Genomic DNA, 15,225 nt, shown 5'->3' with positions numbered 1-15,225 from the left:
TAGCGTTTAAATGTATTTTATGAGGTATAGTAATTGGATTTTAGGGATGGTATTTTTAACTGGGCTCAGTTCTTTTTCGCAAGAAAAGTACACAAAACATACCGTTTCTAAAGGAGAGACAATTACTAAAATAGCACAACAATACCATGTCAAGACAAGTGCTATTTATGAACTTAATCCTGATGCCAAAAAAGGGATAAAGTTTCACACCGTTCTATTAATTCCTTCAACTACAGTAAAAGGTAAAATTGCAACTACCGAAATTACTACCAATTTTCCTGAAAAAACACATACAGTTCTTTCCAAAGAAACACTTTACGGTATTGCTAAACAATATGGAGTTACGGTCAATGATCTATACAAAAGCAATCCTGCACTTGAAAAATCAGGATTAAAAAAAGGTCAAAAAATCACTATTCCAGGAAACGAATTAAATACTACAACGCAACAAATAGCTGTACAACAACCAGTAAAAGAAAATCCAAAAACAACAGTTCCCGAAAAAACACCATCAAAAAAAGAAACAGAAACAAATTCAATTGTTGCTGAAACTACTACTGATGGAATTGTTCGTGAAATACAACCTAGTGAAACCAAATATGCTATTGCAAAAGAATATGGGATTACGGTTGCCGATTTAGACAAAGCAAATCCAATATTGGAGACAGAAGCATTAAAAATTGGTCAAAAGATTATTATTCCTGTGAAACCAGAAAATAGTACTAAGCCAATCGCAACTGTTGATAATAATAATAATAATAATAATAAAACAGTAACTGAAAAAGTAATTTTAGACCCTGTTCAGCCAGTTGTATTAGATAATAAAATAGTTGAAACTTCAGTAATAACCCGTGAAGTTTTACCTAAAGAAACTAAATATGGTATAGCAAAAGAGTTTGGTATTTCAGTTAAAGAACTAGAGAGACAAAATCCTAAAATAGTAAAAAGACTACCTGTAGGTTATAAATTGTCAATTCATAGCCTTAAAATTGTTGAACCCGTTATTGTTAAAGAAGTAATTGCAGAAACGTCACAAACCCCAGATTATAATGTTAAAGGTTTTCACGGAACTGATTTTCTAGATCAATTAGTTTCAACCGCTTCTGAAAATATAGGGACTCGCTACCGCACAGGTGGAACTACAAAAGAGGGTTTTGATTGTTCCGGTCTCATGTGTACTACTTTTGGTGCATTTGATATCGATTTGCCTAGAACTTCTATTGAGCAGTCTCGTTATGGTGTTAAAATAAATAATGAAGATGCACAAAAAGGAGATTTAATTTTCTTTAAAACTAATGGAAGAAGACAAATTAATCATGTTGGAATGGTAGTCGAAGTAAATGATGGAGATATTAAATTCATCCACGCTTCTGTAGGCGGCGGAGTTATTATTTCTTCGATAAAAGAAAAGTATTATAGTAAGAAGTTAACTCAAATCAATCGTGTTTTGTAATATAAATCAAATATTAGATATATAAAAAAACTCTCAAGGCTACTTGGGAGTTTTTTTATGGAGCTTTTTCCTGCTGTCGTTACAGCCTTATTTTATTTCTTCCCTTTTTTCTAATGCCCTAAAAGGAGCTTCTTTTAGTCGCTCTTTTAGTTCAAGAAAAAGAGGGGAAGAATTTCATAATGCTTTCACTTGCATCAGGGCTATTGGTGTAGTGCAACGAAAATAGTTTATATTTTTTCAGCACTATTTATTTCAATCCAGTACCCATCAGGATCCTGAATGTAGACTTGTTGAATCCCATCAGCTCTAATGCTAATTTTGTTCAATGAACCTGCCCAATCAGAGTACGTAATTTTCATTTCTTTTAAAACATTCATAAAATGGTCAAATTCCGGAGTTGTAAATGCAATATGCACTGCTTTATTAATAACGACAGGTTCTTTGATAGTAGAAATAAGGTGTAGTTCTTTTCCATCACCTAGTGACATCCAGCGAATTCCTTCTTTTTCGGTGCGATTCGTAATTTCTTGAAGGTGCAATACATTTTTATAAAAATCAACCGAACGGTTTACATCCTTAACCGATATGGCGTCGTGATTTAATGTTAGTGAAAAGAAATTAGATTCCTGCGCCCAAAGCGAACCAGAACCTACAAGTACAAGTAATAATAAACCTAATTTTTTCATGATATTTTTTTTACTAAAGTAATATTTTTTTAAATGAATCGGGATTATTTGCTAGTATACTAGATAGTTAATTTAATGGTATTGCACTTTTATTTATTTGTAGGGCTCTTCATTTCATTTTCTTTTACCCTATAATCAACAATTTTGCGTATTAAATCATAGGGTATTTCTTTGTCAAAAGGAAACTGAATTGATCCCTTTGCACCTTTGTAAATTGAAAGTTCTTGTTTGAAAGCATCGATACCACCTGGTGTAGGATAAAAACCAATATGATTTTTAAAAGCTGCAAAATGTACCAAGTTGCCATGCAGAGTAAAAGTGGGAATACCATATTTAATAGTTTCTTTTGCTTTGGGAGCGCTATTTCGAATGGTTTCTCTCATTTTTTCCAAGATAATTTGTATCTCTTTTGGAAAATCTTTGATATAACTATCTATATTTTTTTGCGCGCGTTCCATACTTTCAAATCTAGGTAAACTTCTTTTTAGGTATTACTTTAAAACATGATGCGCCAATACTTTTTGTACTTCATATACATTGACTGATTTATTAAACTGTTTTCTGATGCTAGGCTGCAATTCACTAGAGACCCAAATTTTAAGTTCGGCATCAAGATCAAATGTTCCGGCTGTTTCAACACTAAATCTTGAAATACTTTTATAGGATATTGATTTGTATTCGGTTTTACTTGCGGTTAAACCTTGTTTGTCCACTAGAATTAGTCGTTTGGTGGTAAAAATAAAAGTGTCTCGAATGAGTTTAAAACCCATTTCTATTTCTTCTCCATCAATTAAAAGTTGACCGTATTCTTTCATTAATTGTTCTTGGCTTACAGTTCCTGCATTACCCAAAAGCGCTGAAAATAATCGCATATATTTTTATTGTAAATTATTGTTTATGTTTTAAACTACTTAAAATTGCCATTACATCTTGATCTCCTAATCCTTCTTTTTCTGCTGCAGCATAACTATTAAATAATGGATGTATCAATGGAGAATCTAGTCCCGCTTCTTTGGCTAATCGTAAATCTTTGACTAGATGTTTCAAGGCAAAGGCGGCAGGGTAGGAGTCATTTAAGATAGAAGGTGCTTTTATATTGGTAATTCCGTTGCCACACGCACCAGCATTAATTATGTTTAACATGTCTTCTTTGCTCACTCCATTACTTTCGGCAAACAATACGGTTTCGGCTAATCCTTGTAGGTTGAGTCCTAAAAGGTAATTAATCGCTAGTTTAGCTGAACTTGCTACACCCGCTTCCCCTACGTGTATTGCAGTTTTACCTAAAACGTCAAATATAGGTTTTGCTAATTCGTAATCAGTAGTACTTGAACCTACAAGAATTACTAGTGTTCCATCTTGAGCAGGTTTAACACTTCCTGAAACTGGAGCATCGATAAAATGGACATTATGGGTACTACAACTGCTTGCCAGATAACGAGATGTTTCAGGCGAAACGGTACTCATGTTGATAATAACTTTCGTAGGATACTCTTTGGATAATAAACCCGTTGGGCTTTCAAAAACTTCTTTTACTGCAGCATCATTGGATAACATAGTAATGACAACATCGCATTTTTCCATCAGTTCTTGTGGACTATTTGCTGTTGTAGCACCTGCTTCAATTAGTGGAGCTTCTTTATCTTTAGTTCGGTTGAAAACAGTTACTTCAAAACCTGCTTTTAGCAAGTTCATTACCATTGGATTTCCCATGTTTCCAAGGCCTACCCATCCTAATTTTAATGTATTCATTTTTATAGCGCTAATTTGTTTTTAAAAAAATAATCTGATTTTTATTTGAGCATAGAGCTCTTCTATAAACCTCAGAAAAGAAGCACTAATTTACCGTTTATTTTTCAGTAATAAATTATAATTATTATCGTGTTTTAAAAATTTAATGATTTTGTTATTCGATATAATAGCGAACCATCGGTCTATTCTTAGAAGTTCTATCGACAATCTCAAAACCAGCTCTTTCAAATGATTTATATAACCCAATCCAAGCAAAAGAATCAGGTAGTTTTTCTTGAGTGGGAATAGTAGGATACGCTTCTAAGATTTTTATACCTACTGTTTTGGCATAGTTTGCAATCCCTTTTAATAGCGCGACAGAAACACCATGGCGTCTGAATTTTTTTGCAATAAATGTACAGGGGATAGACCAAACTAATTTGTCATCAATGGGTTTGTGCACTCTGGATCTTGCTAGCTTGGAGAAGTCTTCTCTTGGAGCAAAGGCACACCAAGCAATGGGAATATCTTCATAAAAAGCTAAAATTCCCGTGGGTTGATTGTCCCATACAAGTTCTTTCATCGCTTCTTTATTCCCATCATTGCATTTTCCTTCGTCAAAATCACTTTTTTTAAGGCGATAGTACATGCACCAACAGTTTCCGCAAGCCCCATTGTTACCAAATAATTGTACAAACTGATTCCAATTCTTTTTGGTTAAAGGTTGAAATTGTAAAGAAGCCAAAAAATCAGTATCTAAAGGTTCGTTTTTCATGTCTTAAATGGGATTTACAGTACACTTTATATAAAATAGAATTGATGTAAATTAGGAATTTAAATTATAAAAAATACCCACGAATACAAAATTGTATATTTTATTTTGCAATCTTTGAACCAAAAAGAAATAAATAGCATTATGAGCAAGACAAAATTAATAATCAACAAGAACGGTTCTATTAAAATAGAAGGCGATTTTGAAATAATGGATAGTGAAGGAAAAGTATACGGATTAGAAGGAAGAACAGCATTAGGACTTTGTCGTTGCGGATTGTCATCTAACAAACCTTTTTGCGATGGTTCACACCGCAACGGTTTTGACCATGAATCAGCTGCGTTTGATTTGCCACCAATGAAAACAAAATAAATAAGTTTTGTTTTCTAATTGAATTATAAAAAAGCTGCATTTTGAGTAAATGCAGCTTTTTTATTGTGGTAGAATTATTATGTTTACGAGGGTTTAAAAAACTTGTTGTTACCTTGTTGCACGATCCAATTTAATATTAGTTATAGGCTGATAAACTAAAGGAATTTGTTCTATCTCAACATCTGATTTTTCTAATCCAAATGCTTTTTCATCACTTACTCCTAAACGTTTCAAAAAGAAATAACCATTTAGTAATAGCCCTTCACGTAATGTAAATTCGTTTTCGATAGATAAAAATTTCTCAATTACAATAAACTTAAAATCAGGCTCGTTATTGTATTTGCTGGATCCGTCAGGACGAATATGTAAATTAAGTTCTTTATTGTTTACTAATTCTTTCACTATATTTTTGAAATAAAGTTCCGTTTTAGGTTGTATTCGAAACCCTACATTGATGTTTACTTTTATAACTTTATCATCAACTAATTCCGAAACATCATACGATAATGTAAAGGGGTCTTCGGTACGATTGATGTGTAAAAACCAATATACATCGGCACGTTTTGGTTTTTTAGCAAAAATAGATTTGATTATTTTATCTTCTATTTCATGTCTTCTGTCAGCTTTAGTTAAATAAATTAAATGCGTTGCAAATTTTGGAATGGCATCGTCTTGACTTAATTCTGTAAGTTGGGAACTGTATTTTCCTATTTCTTCAAATTTTGTAAAACGATTGTGGATTTTTCGAGCATAATACCAAATGTACATTACCATAAAAATGAACAATTCGAAGAATAAAAACATCCAACGTTCTTTAATTTTTGCCACATTTGCTATGAAAAAAGATATTTCAATAGTTCCAAAAATGGTTAGAAATAAGATGACGTATATTTTTTTCCATTTTAATCTATAATAAATAAAATAGCTTAATAATAAGGAGGTCATCATCATAGTAATGGTAATAGAGAAACCATATGCAGCTTCCATGTGTGCACTTTCCTTGAAGTAAACCATCATTAAAACACATCCAAACCAAAGTATGGTATTGATACTTGGGATGTATATTTGACCTTTGCTGTCACTGGGTTGTCTTACTGTAATACGAGGCCAAAAATTCAGGTTCATAGCTTCACTAATTAGGGTGAAACTTCCGCTTATTAAGGCTTGAGAGGCAATAATTGTAGCAAAAGTAGAAATTATGACACTAGGTAATAAAAACCAGGTGGGGATAATTTCAAAAAAAGGATTTCTACCATTTAATAGAGTTTCGCCTTGATGCATAAGCCAAGCTGCTTGTCCTAAGTATGCAACAACTAAACTTATTTTTACGTAAACCCAAGTGATGCGAATGTTTTTTATACCGCAATGTCCTAAGTCCGAATATAGAGCTTCGGCTCCTGTTGTACAGAGAAAAACAGCACCCAATAACCAAAATCCCTTAGGGTAATTTACTAATAAATCATAAGCATAATACGGATTTAATGCGTGTAATATGTCTGTGTGTTGCGCGATTTCTTTAATTCCAAACACTAACAACATTGTAAACCAAATTGTCATTATAGGACCAAATGCTTTACCTATGACTTGAGTTCCAAAACGCTGAAAGAAAAATAATAATGATAAAATAGCTACTACAATTCCAATAGTTAAAAAATTACCAGGAATAATTATAGTTTCTAAACCGTGTACCATATTTAAACCCTCAATTGCAGAGGAAACAGAGATAGGTGGTGTTATAATTCCATCGGCCAATAGGGTTGTAGCTCCAAGTATTGTTGGAATAACTAATTTTTTGCCGTAACGTCTAACTAAGGCGTAAAGAGAGAAAATCCCACCTTCACCGTGGTTGTCTGCTCGAAGTGTAAGCCAAATATATTTGATTGTTGTTTGAAAAACCAAAGTCCAAAAAACGCAGGAAACACCACCATATACTAACATTAGGTTAATATCTCTAGATCCAATAATTGCTTTGAAAACATAGAGAGGACTTGTTCCTATATCTCCATAAATAATACCAAGTGCGACTAAAAGTGATGCAATAGTTACTTTATTAGCGACACCATTTTTTGTTGTATTCATTGTGTAATTTTTTTTAAAATTCTAATGATACAAAGGTCTTTAAAATGGTATTTGCAGAATATAAAGATATACGGGATAGATATAAAGATTTTATAAAGATTAGATAAAACGATATCCAACACCACTTTCAGTAATAATGTGTTTTGGGTGGTTTGGGTTTTCTTCTATTTTTTTGCGCAATGTTGCTACAAAAACTCTTAAGTATTGTGTTTCTGTTTGGTAGGCCACTCCCCAAATTTCTTTTAAGACAAATTGATGTGTTAATACTCGACCTTCATTTTTCATAAAAAGGGATAATAAATTGAATTCGGTTGTAGTTAATTTTAATACTTCGTCATTTTGTTTTATGATTCGAGCTCCAAAATCAATTTGTAAATCTCCACAAGTAAGAATACTACAATCATTTTGTAATTGATTTCGTCGAATTACTGAACGAATTCGTGCCAAAAGTTCGGCGTTTCTAAACGGTTTTGTTAGGTAATCAGTGGCTCCATTATCTAGTGCTTTTACAATATCATCTTCGCTGTCTTGTACAGATAGGATTATAATTGCCTTATTGTACCATGTGCGTAATTCTTTAAGAATCTCGTGTCCGCTTTTATCAGGTAAACCAATATCTAGTAAAATTAATTCTGGAGGATGATTTACAGCCATAAGAATTCCTTCTTTTCCTGTTTCGGCAAGCCACACTTTGTAGTCGTTACTTTCTAATGTAATTTCTAATAGTTTTCTAATTGGCGCTTCATCATCAATCACTAATATTTCGGCTTTATTCATTTTTGAGATTGTTTAAATAAGAGGTTTCCGTAGGAATTGTTACGGTGAAATTGGCACCAGAATTCAGATTATTTTTTAATTTTATAGTCCCATTATGGGCTTCAACAAAACCTTTTACAATAGATAGTCCAAGGCCACTTCCTCCCGTTTTTGTGCTTGGTAATCGGTAGAATTTATCAAAAGCAAATTGAATTTGACTTTCAGGAAAGCCATTTCCGTTGTCAGAAACTGAAAAAACGCAACTGTCATTTTGATGTGAAGCTTCAATTTTTATGATTGAGTTTTTGGGAGTATATTGTAGTGCATTAGTTATTAAATTTTGAATAATTTCTTCCATTAATCCTGCATCTAGCTTGAATAATGGTAATTTTTCATTTGAAATAAAATGAATGGTATGATTGTTTTTTATAGTTGCTATTTTTTGAATTACCCCATAAATAAGTTCATTACTATCACACCAGTCTAGTTTTAGTTTTAGCATTCCAGTTTCTAATCGACTCATGTTTAATAGGTTTTCTACCTGTCTGTTTAGTCGAATAGTAGCTGAGTCAATTTCATCTAATAGTGCGTTCTGATTTATTTCTGAAAGTTTGTTTTTATTTTCTTTAAGTATATCAATTGCTCCAATAATTGTAGCTATTGGGGTTCGCAACTCATGAGATAGGGAATTGAGTAAGGTATTGTATAGCTTTATTGTTTTTTCTTTTTCTTCTTTATCTCTTGCTTTTTTTTCGGCTTCTCGAATTTTTAAGGTTAAAACGGCATTTACTAACGCAATAATAAAATACATTAAAAACAGTAATATGTCTTCGGTATTTGTAATATGAAAAGTATAAAGAGGAAGTATAAAGAAGAAATTTAAAATCAAACCACTTAAAATAGCTGTTACTACAACTGGTATAATTTCGAAAAGCATTGCAACAATAGAAACCGTCATCAGTAGAATTAATGCAGTTATCCTGTAATCGATATATTTTAAGGAAAAAAAACAGATAATTGAAACAGTAAATACCAATGCGATGCTAATGGAAGACTGCATTAGTATTGAATGTTTTTTTGCTTTAAATTTTCTCAAGATAAAGTTGTTTTATGTTTCAACAAAAGTAATTCAATTCGTTAAATAAATAAGAGTTGTTTTTTGAGTTGCGTAGATGAAGTTATTATGATACGAAATAAAAATCAGTCTAATGATGCATTCATTAGTTTTGATTAATATGATTGGCCTTTAAAATAGTGTTAAATTGCTCTTCTTTTCCTTGTTTTTTCATTTCAGAATAAATGATATTAATAATTTTTTCGGCGTCAGTTCTATAAGGTGATTTTTGATCGATGTATAGATTGTAGGCTTTGCACATATTATCTAATCCTTTATCGTAATCCTTTAGGTTTGTTGTGTAAACATTTCCTATGCCATAAAAAACTTCAGGATTGTTGTTGTCTACTTTAGCTAATTTCTCATAGGCTTCTATGGCTTTAGAATATTCTTTTTTATATTGATATACAATTGCGATATTTTGCAAAGGCATTAATCCATTTGGGTCTAATTCTAAAGATTTTTTATATGATTCAATGGCTTTGTCAAAATTATTTAATTGTCTGTAACTAATGCCTAAATTATCCCAAGCAAAGGCAAATTCAGGATCTTCTTTCACCGCTTTTTCAAAATATTGTGCTGCTTTTTCATAATTTTCATTTTTAGATTCTTTTTGACCTTTGGAATAAAATTCTAAAGCTTTTTTATTCTCTGATACTGATTTTGTACTTTGTTTTTCAGTTGACGCCACTTTGTCTTTTATAGAGCTACAATTACTCATCATATACCGTTCTAATTCGTAATAAGATTTTTTATACTCTTCTGAATTTTTGTTAAAATCAATTGAAATATCCACTTGTTTTTTGCCTTCTTTCTCTTTGGCATTTTTTTTCAAGTCTTTGATATTCATTAGTTTTTTACCTAGTTGAAGTGCTCCAGTTTGTTCATCAATACATTTACTAATTTCTTTTGCTACTATATCAGTAGCTTTATCGTAAACATTAATTGAATCTATGCATTTGCAGCTGTTTTCAGCCAACTCTTTCAAAAGGGTGTCAGTATTTGATTTTTTAGTTTCTTGAGCAAGACCTTTTGAATAAAAAGAAAGTATAAGGAGTAGTAATGTTAATTTTTTCATTGGTATGATTAATGTTAATTTTTTTCTGTTTTTTTAAGAATTATTTTATTGAAGTACTATGGTAATATGATGGATAGTTAATGCTTGTGTACTTCAAATATATATAAATTTCATCTTCAAATCGATGTCTTGAGTGCGTTTTTTCTTGTTATTTAATCAAATCATTTTTTAGAATTCAATTTTTACTAAATTGTAAATTAAGTAATTATATGTTTGTGTTGCGTGAAGGATAGCAGTGGAAATCCTCCCGTTTTTCAGGGAGATTACTTCATCTGATATTATTTTATTTGGTATTCAGTAAATTTTATTTGAAACGGATAGCCTGACCTTGTTGCTGCACTTAAGCAGTTATTTTGCTGAAATTTTCTATAACATGGACACGCCAAAAAGAATAAGCGTAAGTTTTAAGGATACCTTAAAGTTTTTAGAAAAAAAGTATATCTTTAGCCAACCATTAAAACCAAAAACAAATATGCAAGACAATAACCAAGACGATTTTAAGAGAGAACTCGGCCTGCTGGACGGAACCATGCTGGTGGTGGGATCGATGATAGGTTCGGGAATATTCATAGTGAGTTCTGATATGGTTCGTCAATTGGGTTCGGCTGGATGGTTGATTGCCATGTGGGTGCTTACGGGTGTTATTACGGTGATTGCTGCAGTGAGTTATGGCGAGTTGAGTGCCTTGTTTCCTAAAGCGGGCGGTCAATACGTATACATTAAGGAAGCATACGGTAAATTAATTGGGTTTTTATATGGCTGGAGCTTTTTTGCGGTGATTCAAACCGGAACGATTGCTGCCGTGGGTGTAGCTTTCTCCAAGTTTGCTGCCTATTTATTTCCGTCGTTTAGTGATAAAAACATCCTATATGAAATAGGAGATTTTAAACTGAATGCAGCGCAACTGGTTTCTATTTTTACAATTATTTTATTGAGTTATATCAACAGTCGTGGGGTAAAAAACTCTAAGATTTTACAAACCGTGTTAACGGTAATCAAGATTTTATCGTTGGCGGGATTAATTCTTTTTGGTTTTTTTGCCGCTAAAGCTGAGGTTTGGGATGCGAACTGGGCTAATGCCTGGACATCGCAATCACTGGATGTAGCGAGTGGTTCTTGGATGCCTATTAGCGGAACGGCTTTGATATCGGGAATATCGGCTGCTTTGGTAGGATCGATGTTTTCGAGTGTGGCTTGGGAAGGAGTAACTTTTATTGCTGCCGAAATTAAGAACCCAAAACGCAATGTAGGATTGAGTTTGTTTTTGGGGACTTTGATTGTAAGTGTAATTTATATTTTAGCCAACTTAATGTATTTGGCGGTTGTGCCTTTGCAAGAAATAGCAACAGCCGAGTCAGATAGAGTAGCGGTAGTAGCTTCACAATATATTTTTGGCTCTATAGGGACCTTGATTATTGCGGTAATGATTATGATTTCGACTTTTGCTTGTAATAACGGTTTAATTATGGCTGGTGCAAGAGTGTATTATACGATGGCACAAGATGGTGTTTTCTTCAAAAAAGCAGCTGAACTGAATAAAGCAAGCGTTCCTGCTTGGTCTATTTGGGCACAATGTGTTTGGGCTTCGGCTTTGTGTTTAACAGGGAAATATGGTGACTTATTGGACTTTGTAGTCATCATCGTTTTGATCTTTTACATCTTGACTATTTTAGGAATCTTCATTTTGCGTAGAAAATTACCTGATGCTGAACGTACTTATAAAGCTTTTGGATATCCAGTAATTCCTGCTATTTATATCATTATTGCAAGTGCAATTTGTATTGCTTTGCTTTACACTAAAACGAGTACAAGTGGCTGGGGTGTATTGATTATGTTAATAGGTATTCCAGTTTATTATTTGACAAAAGCGAAAGAGTAGGTTACTATAGAGAGAAGAAGCTAGAATCAAGGGGTAAGAATCAAAAGATTAGAATCTGTTATGCTTTATAATTTGTTTTTTTGATTCTATCTTCTATTTTCTTTTTAATAAGAATAAAAAAATCCGTTTCGAAATTAATCGAAACGGATTTTTTATTAGATACAGGTTGGATTGCAATACTCTTTAAATCTAAAACTTGAACTAAAAACTAAAAACTAAAAATCTGCAATTACAAATTCCAACCTGTAAGCGATTTGCTAGTAGTACGTGAAACGTCTTACTTTTGCAATATATTTTGCCAAGCGAATTACTTGGTGGCTGTAACCGTATTCATTATCATACCAGATATATAATACTATGTTTTTTCCATCGTTAGAAACGATAGTTGCATTACTGTCATAGATCGATGGTGCCGATGTACCCACGATATCCGAAGAAACTAATTCGTTATTCATAGAGTATTTGATTTGCTCTACTAACTCTCCTTCAAGAGCGTATTTCTTCATTATCGAATTTATTTCTTTTATTGATGTTTTCTTAGAAACTTCTAAATTCAATACAACCAAAGATCCATTAGGAACAGGAACACGAATGGCATTTGAAGTTAATTTTCCTTCTAGTGATGGTAGTGCTTTTGCAACAGCAGTTCCAGCACCCGTTTCAGTAATAACCATATTCAAAGCAGCAGCTCTACCACGACGGTATTTTTTGTGCATGTTGTCTACTAAGTTCTGGTCGTTTGTGTACGAATGAATTGTTTCTAAATGTCCTTTTACAACGCCTAAAGTATCTTCGACTGCTTTTAGGATTGGCGTAATGGCATTAGTAGTACAAGAAGCTGCAGAGAAAATATTAATTTCGTCTGGATTGTATTCGTTTTGGTTTACACCGTGAACAATATTAGGAACTCCTTTTCCAGGTGCAGTCAGCAATACTTTGTGTGCTCCTTTTGAAACTAAATGTCTGCTTAACGCTTCCTCAGTGGTGAAAGCGCCTGTATTGTCTATAATTAAAGCATTGTCAATATCATAGACTGTATAATCAATTTCTTCAGGCGCATTAGCAGTAATAATATGTACTGTTGTTCCGTTGATAATTAAGGCATTATTGGCAACATCGGCAGAAACTGATCCTTGAAAATCACCATGAATGGAATCATAACGCAATAAAGAAGCTCTTTTTTCAAGACTGGAAGCATCGTTTTTATCTCTAGTTACAATCGCTCTCAATCGCAATTGATTTCCTTTTCCTGTTTTAGACATTAACTCTCTAGCTAATAAACGACCAATTCTTCCAAAACCATAAAGAACTACATCTTTGGGTTGGATTTCTTCAGAAGTTTTAGCTTCTTTCAGTTTATCCAATACAAAATGTCTCGCATCTTCAAATTTGTCTTCTTCTAAAAGGTATTCGTAAGTTAGTTTACCAATGTCCAACTTGGAAGGAGGTAAGTCTAATTCTCGAACTACTTTGGCAATTTCAACGATATCAAAAATACTAATAGGTTTGCCTACAAAATCGGCTGCATATTGATGCAAGTTGATAATGTCACTTACATTTTTGTCTAATAATTGATTTTTAAATAAAACCATTTCTATGGATTTGTCATACCATAAATCACTAACGATTTTAATTAATTTGACTCCCGCCCGACGTCTATCTACCTGAGATGAGACTTCTTTTTGGTACAAAGCTGTGTTTTTCATACTTGAAAATTTGAAAAATTGAGTAGTTATTTTTTTAAATTTGGTGCAAAAATACCCATTTCAATCGATTTCGTAGACTATTTTTCATTTTTTTTCAAATAAAAAAAACCAACTCAATGAATGAGCTGGCTTTCCTTGATTTTTAAGAATCGAATTAAATGATTATTCGAAATACTTCTCCATTTTTGTTGACCATTTCTAGTCTTACACTTTGACTTTCGTCTTTGCTATTTAAAAGTTTGGAAACTGATTCGATGTCTTTGGCTTTTACGTTGTCAATACTCAAAATAATATTTCCTTTTAATTCATCTGTGTATTGGACCAAATTTTCGTTATTGATAGATTTAATTTTTACTCCGTAATCCAAGTGAAATTTCTTTTTATCAGTGGCGTCAATATTTTCTAATTCAATTCCTTTGAACTCCGTACTAAAAAATTCGTTTTTACTCAAAATTACAGGTAGAGTTCTTTTACTTCCGTCTCTAATAATGGTTACATCCACTTTATCATTAGGTCTTTTAGTGTTAATATATCCAGATAAGTCAGCATAAGTAGCAATGTTTTGACTGTCTAATTTCACAATGATATCTCCCTTTGTAAGTCCAGCTTTCTCAGCTCCTGATTTTTTGGTTACATTTTTAATGTAAAATCCTTCTGTCTGGTTGATTCCTAATTCTTTAGAAACAGGGCCGTTCAATTCCCCACCTTCTACACCTAGAATTCCTCTTTGTACATTGCCATATTCCATAATGTCTTCGATAATTTTTCGAGCAATATTAGAAGGAACTGCAAATGAATATCCTACATAAGAACCTGTCATAGAAGAGATCATGGTATTGATTCCTATTAGATCTCCGCGGGTGTTTACTAAAGCACCACCACTATTTCCAGGATTAACTGCAGCATCAGTTTGAATAAAGGACTGGATTCCACTTGTTCCAATATCTCTCGCTTTTGCCGAAACAATTCCAGCCGTTACTGTAGACGTTAAGTTGTATGGATTTCCTACGGCAAGAACCCATTCACCTACTTTTACGGAATCAGAATTTCCAAAAGCAGTATAAGGAAGCTTTTCGTCGGCATCAATTTTTAACAAAGCAATATCCATTTTAGAGTCGGTTCCTATGAGTTTCGCTTTGTATGTTTTTTTATTATTTAAGGTAATTTCAATTTCTGAGGCATCTTTAATTACGTGATTGTTGGTCACGATATAACCATCTTCTGAAATTATTACTCCAGATCCTGTTCCTACTTGCTCCTGGGTTTGCCCTCCTTTGTACCCGTAATAATATTCCAGCATAGGATTAGTAACGGTTTTGTATGAAACATTTTTTACATGGACTACAGAGTGAATTGTTTTCTCTGCCGCATCGGTAAAATCAAGTACATCTGGGGATAGGCCTACATTTTTGGTAAATGAGTTGTTTGCAAGGGTAGTTATGGAATGATTTGAGTTGGAAAAATAACCATTAGTGTCAAATAATAATTTGTAAGCCCCTAATGTTATGGCTCCGCTAAGCAGAGACACCAGTAATAGGTGTGAATATTTTTTCATAATAGAGTGTGTTTTACGTTATTTGTCTAGTAAAAATAAAGCTA

At 32.8% G+C, this 15,225-nt stretch carries 14 protein-coding genes; 3 read left to right on the top strand and 11 right to left on the bottom strand.

Features of this window, described 5'->3' with window-relative positions; genetic code table 11:
* Positions 1 to 19 precede the first annotated feature (19 nt).
* Positions 20 to 1,453 carry a LysM peptidoglycan-binding domain-containing protein gene (locus AB3G33_RS00175; protein WP_367771731.1) on the top strand — a complete coding sequence of 478 codons (1,434 nt, stop codon included), beginning with the start codon at positions 20 to 22 and terminating at the stop codon, positions 1,451 to 1,453.
* 227 nt (positions 1,454 to 1,680) lie between these two features.
* Here the strand turns inward: AB3G33_RS00175 and AB3G33_RS00170 are convergent, their stop codons facing one another.
* The 5 genes from AB3G33_RS00170 to AB3G33_RS00150 form a co-directional block, all read right to left on the bottom strand.
* Positions 1,681 to 2,139, bottom strand: a complete 459-nt coding sequence (locus AB3G33_RS00170) for a VOC family protein (protein WP_367754833.1) — start codon at positions 2,137 to 2,139, stop codon at positions 1,681 to 1,683.
* Between the two features lie 89 nt (positions 2,140 to 2,228).
* Complete coding sequence (locus AB3G33_RS00165) at positions 2,229 to 2,597, bottom strand: iron chaperone (protein WP_367754831.1); 369 nt, start codon at positions 2,595 to 2,597, stop codon at positions 2,229 to 2,231.
* A gap of 33 nt (positions 2,598 to 2,630) precedes the next feature.
* Complete coding sequence (locus tag AB3G33_RS00160; protein ID WP_367771729.1) at positions 2,631 to 3,011, bottom strand: PH domain-containing protein; 381 nt, start codon at positions 3,009 to 3,011, stop codon at positions 2,631 to 2,633.
* Between the two features lie 16 nt (positions 3,012 to 3,027).
* The gene (locus tag AB3G33_RS00155) at positions 3,028 to 3,891 is read right to left on the bottom strand and encodes an NAD(P)-dependent oxidoreductase (protein ID WP_367771726.1); all 864 of its coding nucleotides are present in this window, start codon (positions 3,889 to 3,891) and stop codon (positions 3,028 to 3,030) included.
* A 154-nt stretch (positions 3,892 to 4,045) separates the two neighbouring features.
* Positions 4,046 to 4,645, bottom strand: coding sequence for a GNAT family N-acetyltransferase (locus tag AB3G33_RS00150; RefSeq protein WP_367771723.1), 600 nt, complete (start codon positions 4,643 to 4,645; stop codon positions 4,046 to 4,048).
* 141 nt (positions 4,646 to 4,786) lie between these two features.
* Here AB3G33_RS00150 and AB3G33_RS00145 point away from each other — a divergent pair, with 141 nt between their 5' ends.
* Positions 4,787 to 5,014, top strand: coding sequence for a CDGSH iron-sulfur domain-containing protein (locus AB3G33_RS00145; protein ID WP_367771720.1), 228 nt, complete (start codon positions 4,787 to 4,789; stop codon positions 5,012 to 5,014).
* 108 nt (positions 5,015 to 5,122) lie between these two features.
* Here AB3G33_RS00145 and AB3G33_RS00140 read toward each other — a convergent pair whose 3' ends face one another.
* From AB3G33_RS00140 to AB3G33_RS00125, 4 genes are all read right to left on the bottom strand, one after another.
* Positions 5,123 to 7,093, bottom strand: a complete 1,971-nt coding sequence (locus AB3G33_RS00140; RefSeq protein ID WP_367771717.1) for a KUP/HAK/KT family potassium transporter — start codon at positions 7,091 to 7,093, stop codon at positions 5,123 to 5,125.
* Between the two features lie 99 nt (positions 7,094 to 7,192).
* Positions 7,193 to 7,870 carry a response regulator gene (locus AB3G33_RS00135; RefSeq protein ID WP_367771715.1) on the bottom strand — a complete coding sequence of 226 codons (678 nt, stop codon included), beginning with the start codon at positions 7,868 to 7,870 and terminating at the stop codon, positions 7,193 to 7,195.
* Entirely contained in the window at positions 7,863 to 8,945 is a 1,083-nt protein-coding gene (locus AB3G33_RS00130) for an ATP-binding protein (RefSeq protein ID WP_367771712.1), read from the bottom strand. The genes AB3G33_RS00135 and AB3G33_RS00130 overlap by 8 nt, the downstream gene beginning before the upstream one ends.
* Before the next feature lie 124 nt (positions 8,946 to 9,069).
* Positions 9,070 to 10,041, bottom strand: a complete 972-nt coding sequence (locus AB3G33_RS00125) for a tetratricopeptide repeat protein (RefSeq protein WP_367771709.1) — start codon at positions 10,039 to 10,041, stop codon at positions 9,070 to 9,072.
* A gap of 472 nt (positions 10,042 to 10,513) precedes the next feature.
* Here AB3G33_RS00125 and AB3G33_RS00120 point away from each other — a divergent pair, with 472 nt between their 5' ends.
* Positions 10,514 to 11,920, top strand: a complete 1,407-nt coding sequence (locus tag AB3G33_RS00120; RefSeq protein WP_367774170.1) for an APC family permease — start codon at positions 10,514 to 10,516, stop codon at positions 11,918 to 11,920.
* A gap of 257 nt (positions 11,921 to 12,177) precedes the next feature.
* On the opposite strand, the gene AB3G33_RS00115 is transcribed toward AB3G33_RS00120, so the two are convergent.
* Positions 12,178 to 13,626, bottom strand: a complete 1,449-nt coding sequence (locus tag AB3G33_RS00115) for a glyceraldehyde-3-phosphate dehydrogenase (protein ID WP_367771706.1) — start codon at positions 13,624 to 13,626, stop codon at positions 12,178 to 12,180.
* A gap of 154 nt (positions 13,627 to 13,780) precedes the next feature.
* Complete coding sequence (locus AB3G33_RS00110) at positions 13,781 to 15,181, bottom strand: trypsin-like peptidase domain-containing protein (RefSeq protein ID WP_367771703.1); 1,401 nt, start codon at positions 15,179 to 15,181, stop codon at positions 13,781 to 13,783.
* Positions 15,182 to 15,225: the final 44 nt, after the last annotated feature.

The organism is Flavobacterium sp. WC2421 (genome assembly GCF_040822115.1).
Classification (GTDB): domain Bacteria; phylum Bacteroidota; class Bacteroidia; order Flavobacteriales; family Flavobacteriaceae; genus Flavobacterium.
This window is presented reverse-complemented; position numbering and strand designations above follow the sequence as displayed.

What these genes read in the sequence shown, in the direction of transcription:
- AB3G33_RS00170 (WP_367754833.1), bottom strand. Translation starts at nt 2,139, where the DNA reads ATGAAAAAATTAGGTTTATTATTACTTGTACTTGTAGGTTCTGGTTCG.
- AB3G33_RS00160 (WP_367771729.1), bottom strand. Translation starts at nt 3,011, where the DNA reads ATGCGATTATTTTCAGCGCTTTTGGGTAATGCAGGAACTGTAAGCCAA.
- AB3G33_RS00165 (WP_367754831.1), bottom strand. Translation starts at nt 2,597, where the DNA reads ATGGAACGCGCGCAAAAAAATATAGATAGTTATATCAAAGATTTTCCA.
- AB3G33_RS00175 (WP_367771731.1), top strand. Translation starts at nt 20, where the DNA reads ATGAGGTATAGTAATTGGATTTTAGGGATGGTATTTTTAACTGGGCTC.
- AB3G33_RS00120 (WP_367774170.1), top strand. Translation starts at nt 10,514, where the DNA reads ATGCAAGACAATAACCAAGACGATTTTAAGAGAGAACTCGGCCTGCTG.
- AB3G33_RS00145 (WP_367771720.1), top strand. Translation starts at nt 4,787, where the DNA reads ATGAGCAAGACAAAATTAATAATCAACAAGAACGGTTCTATTAAAATA.
- AB3G33_RS00140 (WP_367771717.1), bottom strand. Translation starts at nt 7,093, where the DNA reads ATGAATACAACAAAAAATGGTGTCGCTAATAAAGTAACTATTGCATCA.
- AB3G33_RS00125 (WP_367771709.1), bottom strand. Translation starts at nt 10,041, where the DNA reads ATGAAAAAATTAACATTACTACTCCTTATACTTTCTTTTTATTCAAAA.
- AB3G33_RS00135 (WP_367771715.1), bottom strand. Translation starts at nt 7,870, where the DNA reads ATGAATAAAGCCGAAATATTAGTGATTGATGATGAAGCGCCAATTAGA.
- AB3G33_RS00155 (WP_367771726.1), bottom strand. Translation starts at nt 3,891, where the DNA reads ATGAATACATTAAAATTAGGATGGGTAGGCCTTGGAAACATGGGAAAT.
- AB3G33_RS00150 (WP_367771723.1), bottom strand. Translation starts at nt 4,645, where the DNA reads ATGAAAAACGAACCTTTAGATACTGATTTTTTGGCTTCTTTACAATTT.
- AB3G33_RS00115 (WP_367771706.1), bottom strand. Translation starts at nt 13,626, where the DNA reads ATGAAAAACACAGCTTTGTACCAAAAAGAAGTCTCATCTCAGGTAGAT.
- AB3G33_RS00110 (WP_367771703.1), bottom strand. Translation starts at nt 15,181, where the DNA reads ATGAAAAAATATTCACACCTATTACTGGTGTCTCTGCTTAGCGGAGCC.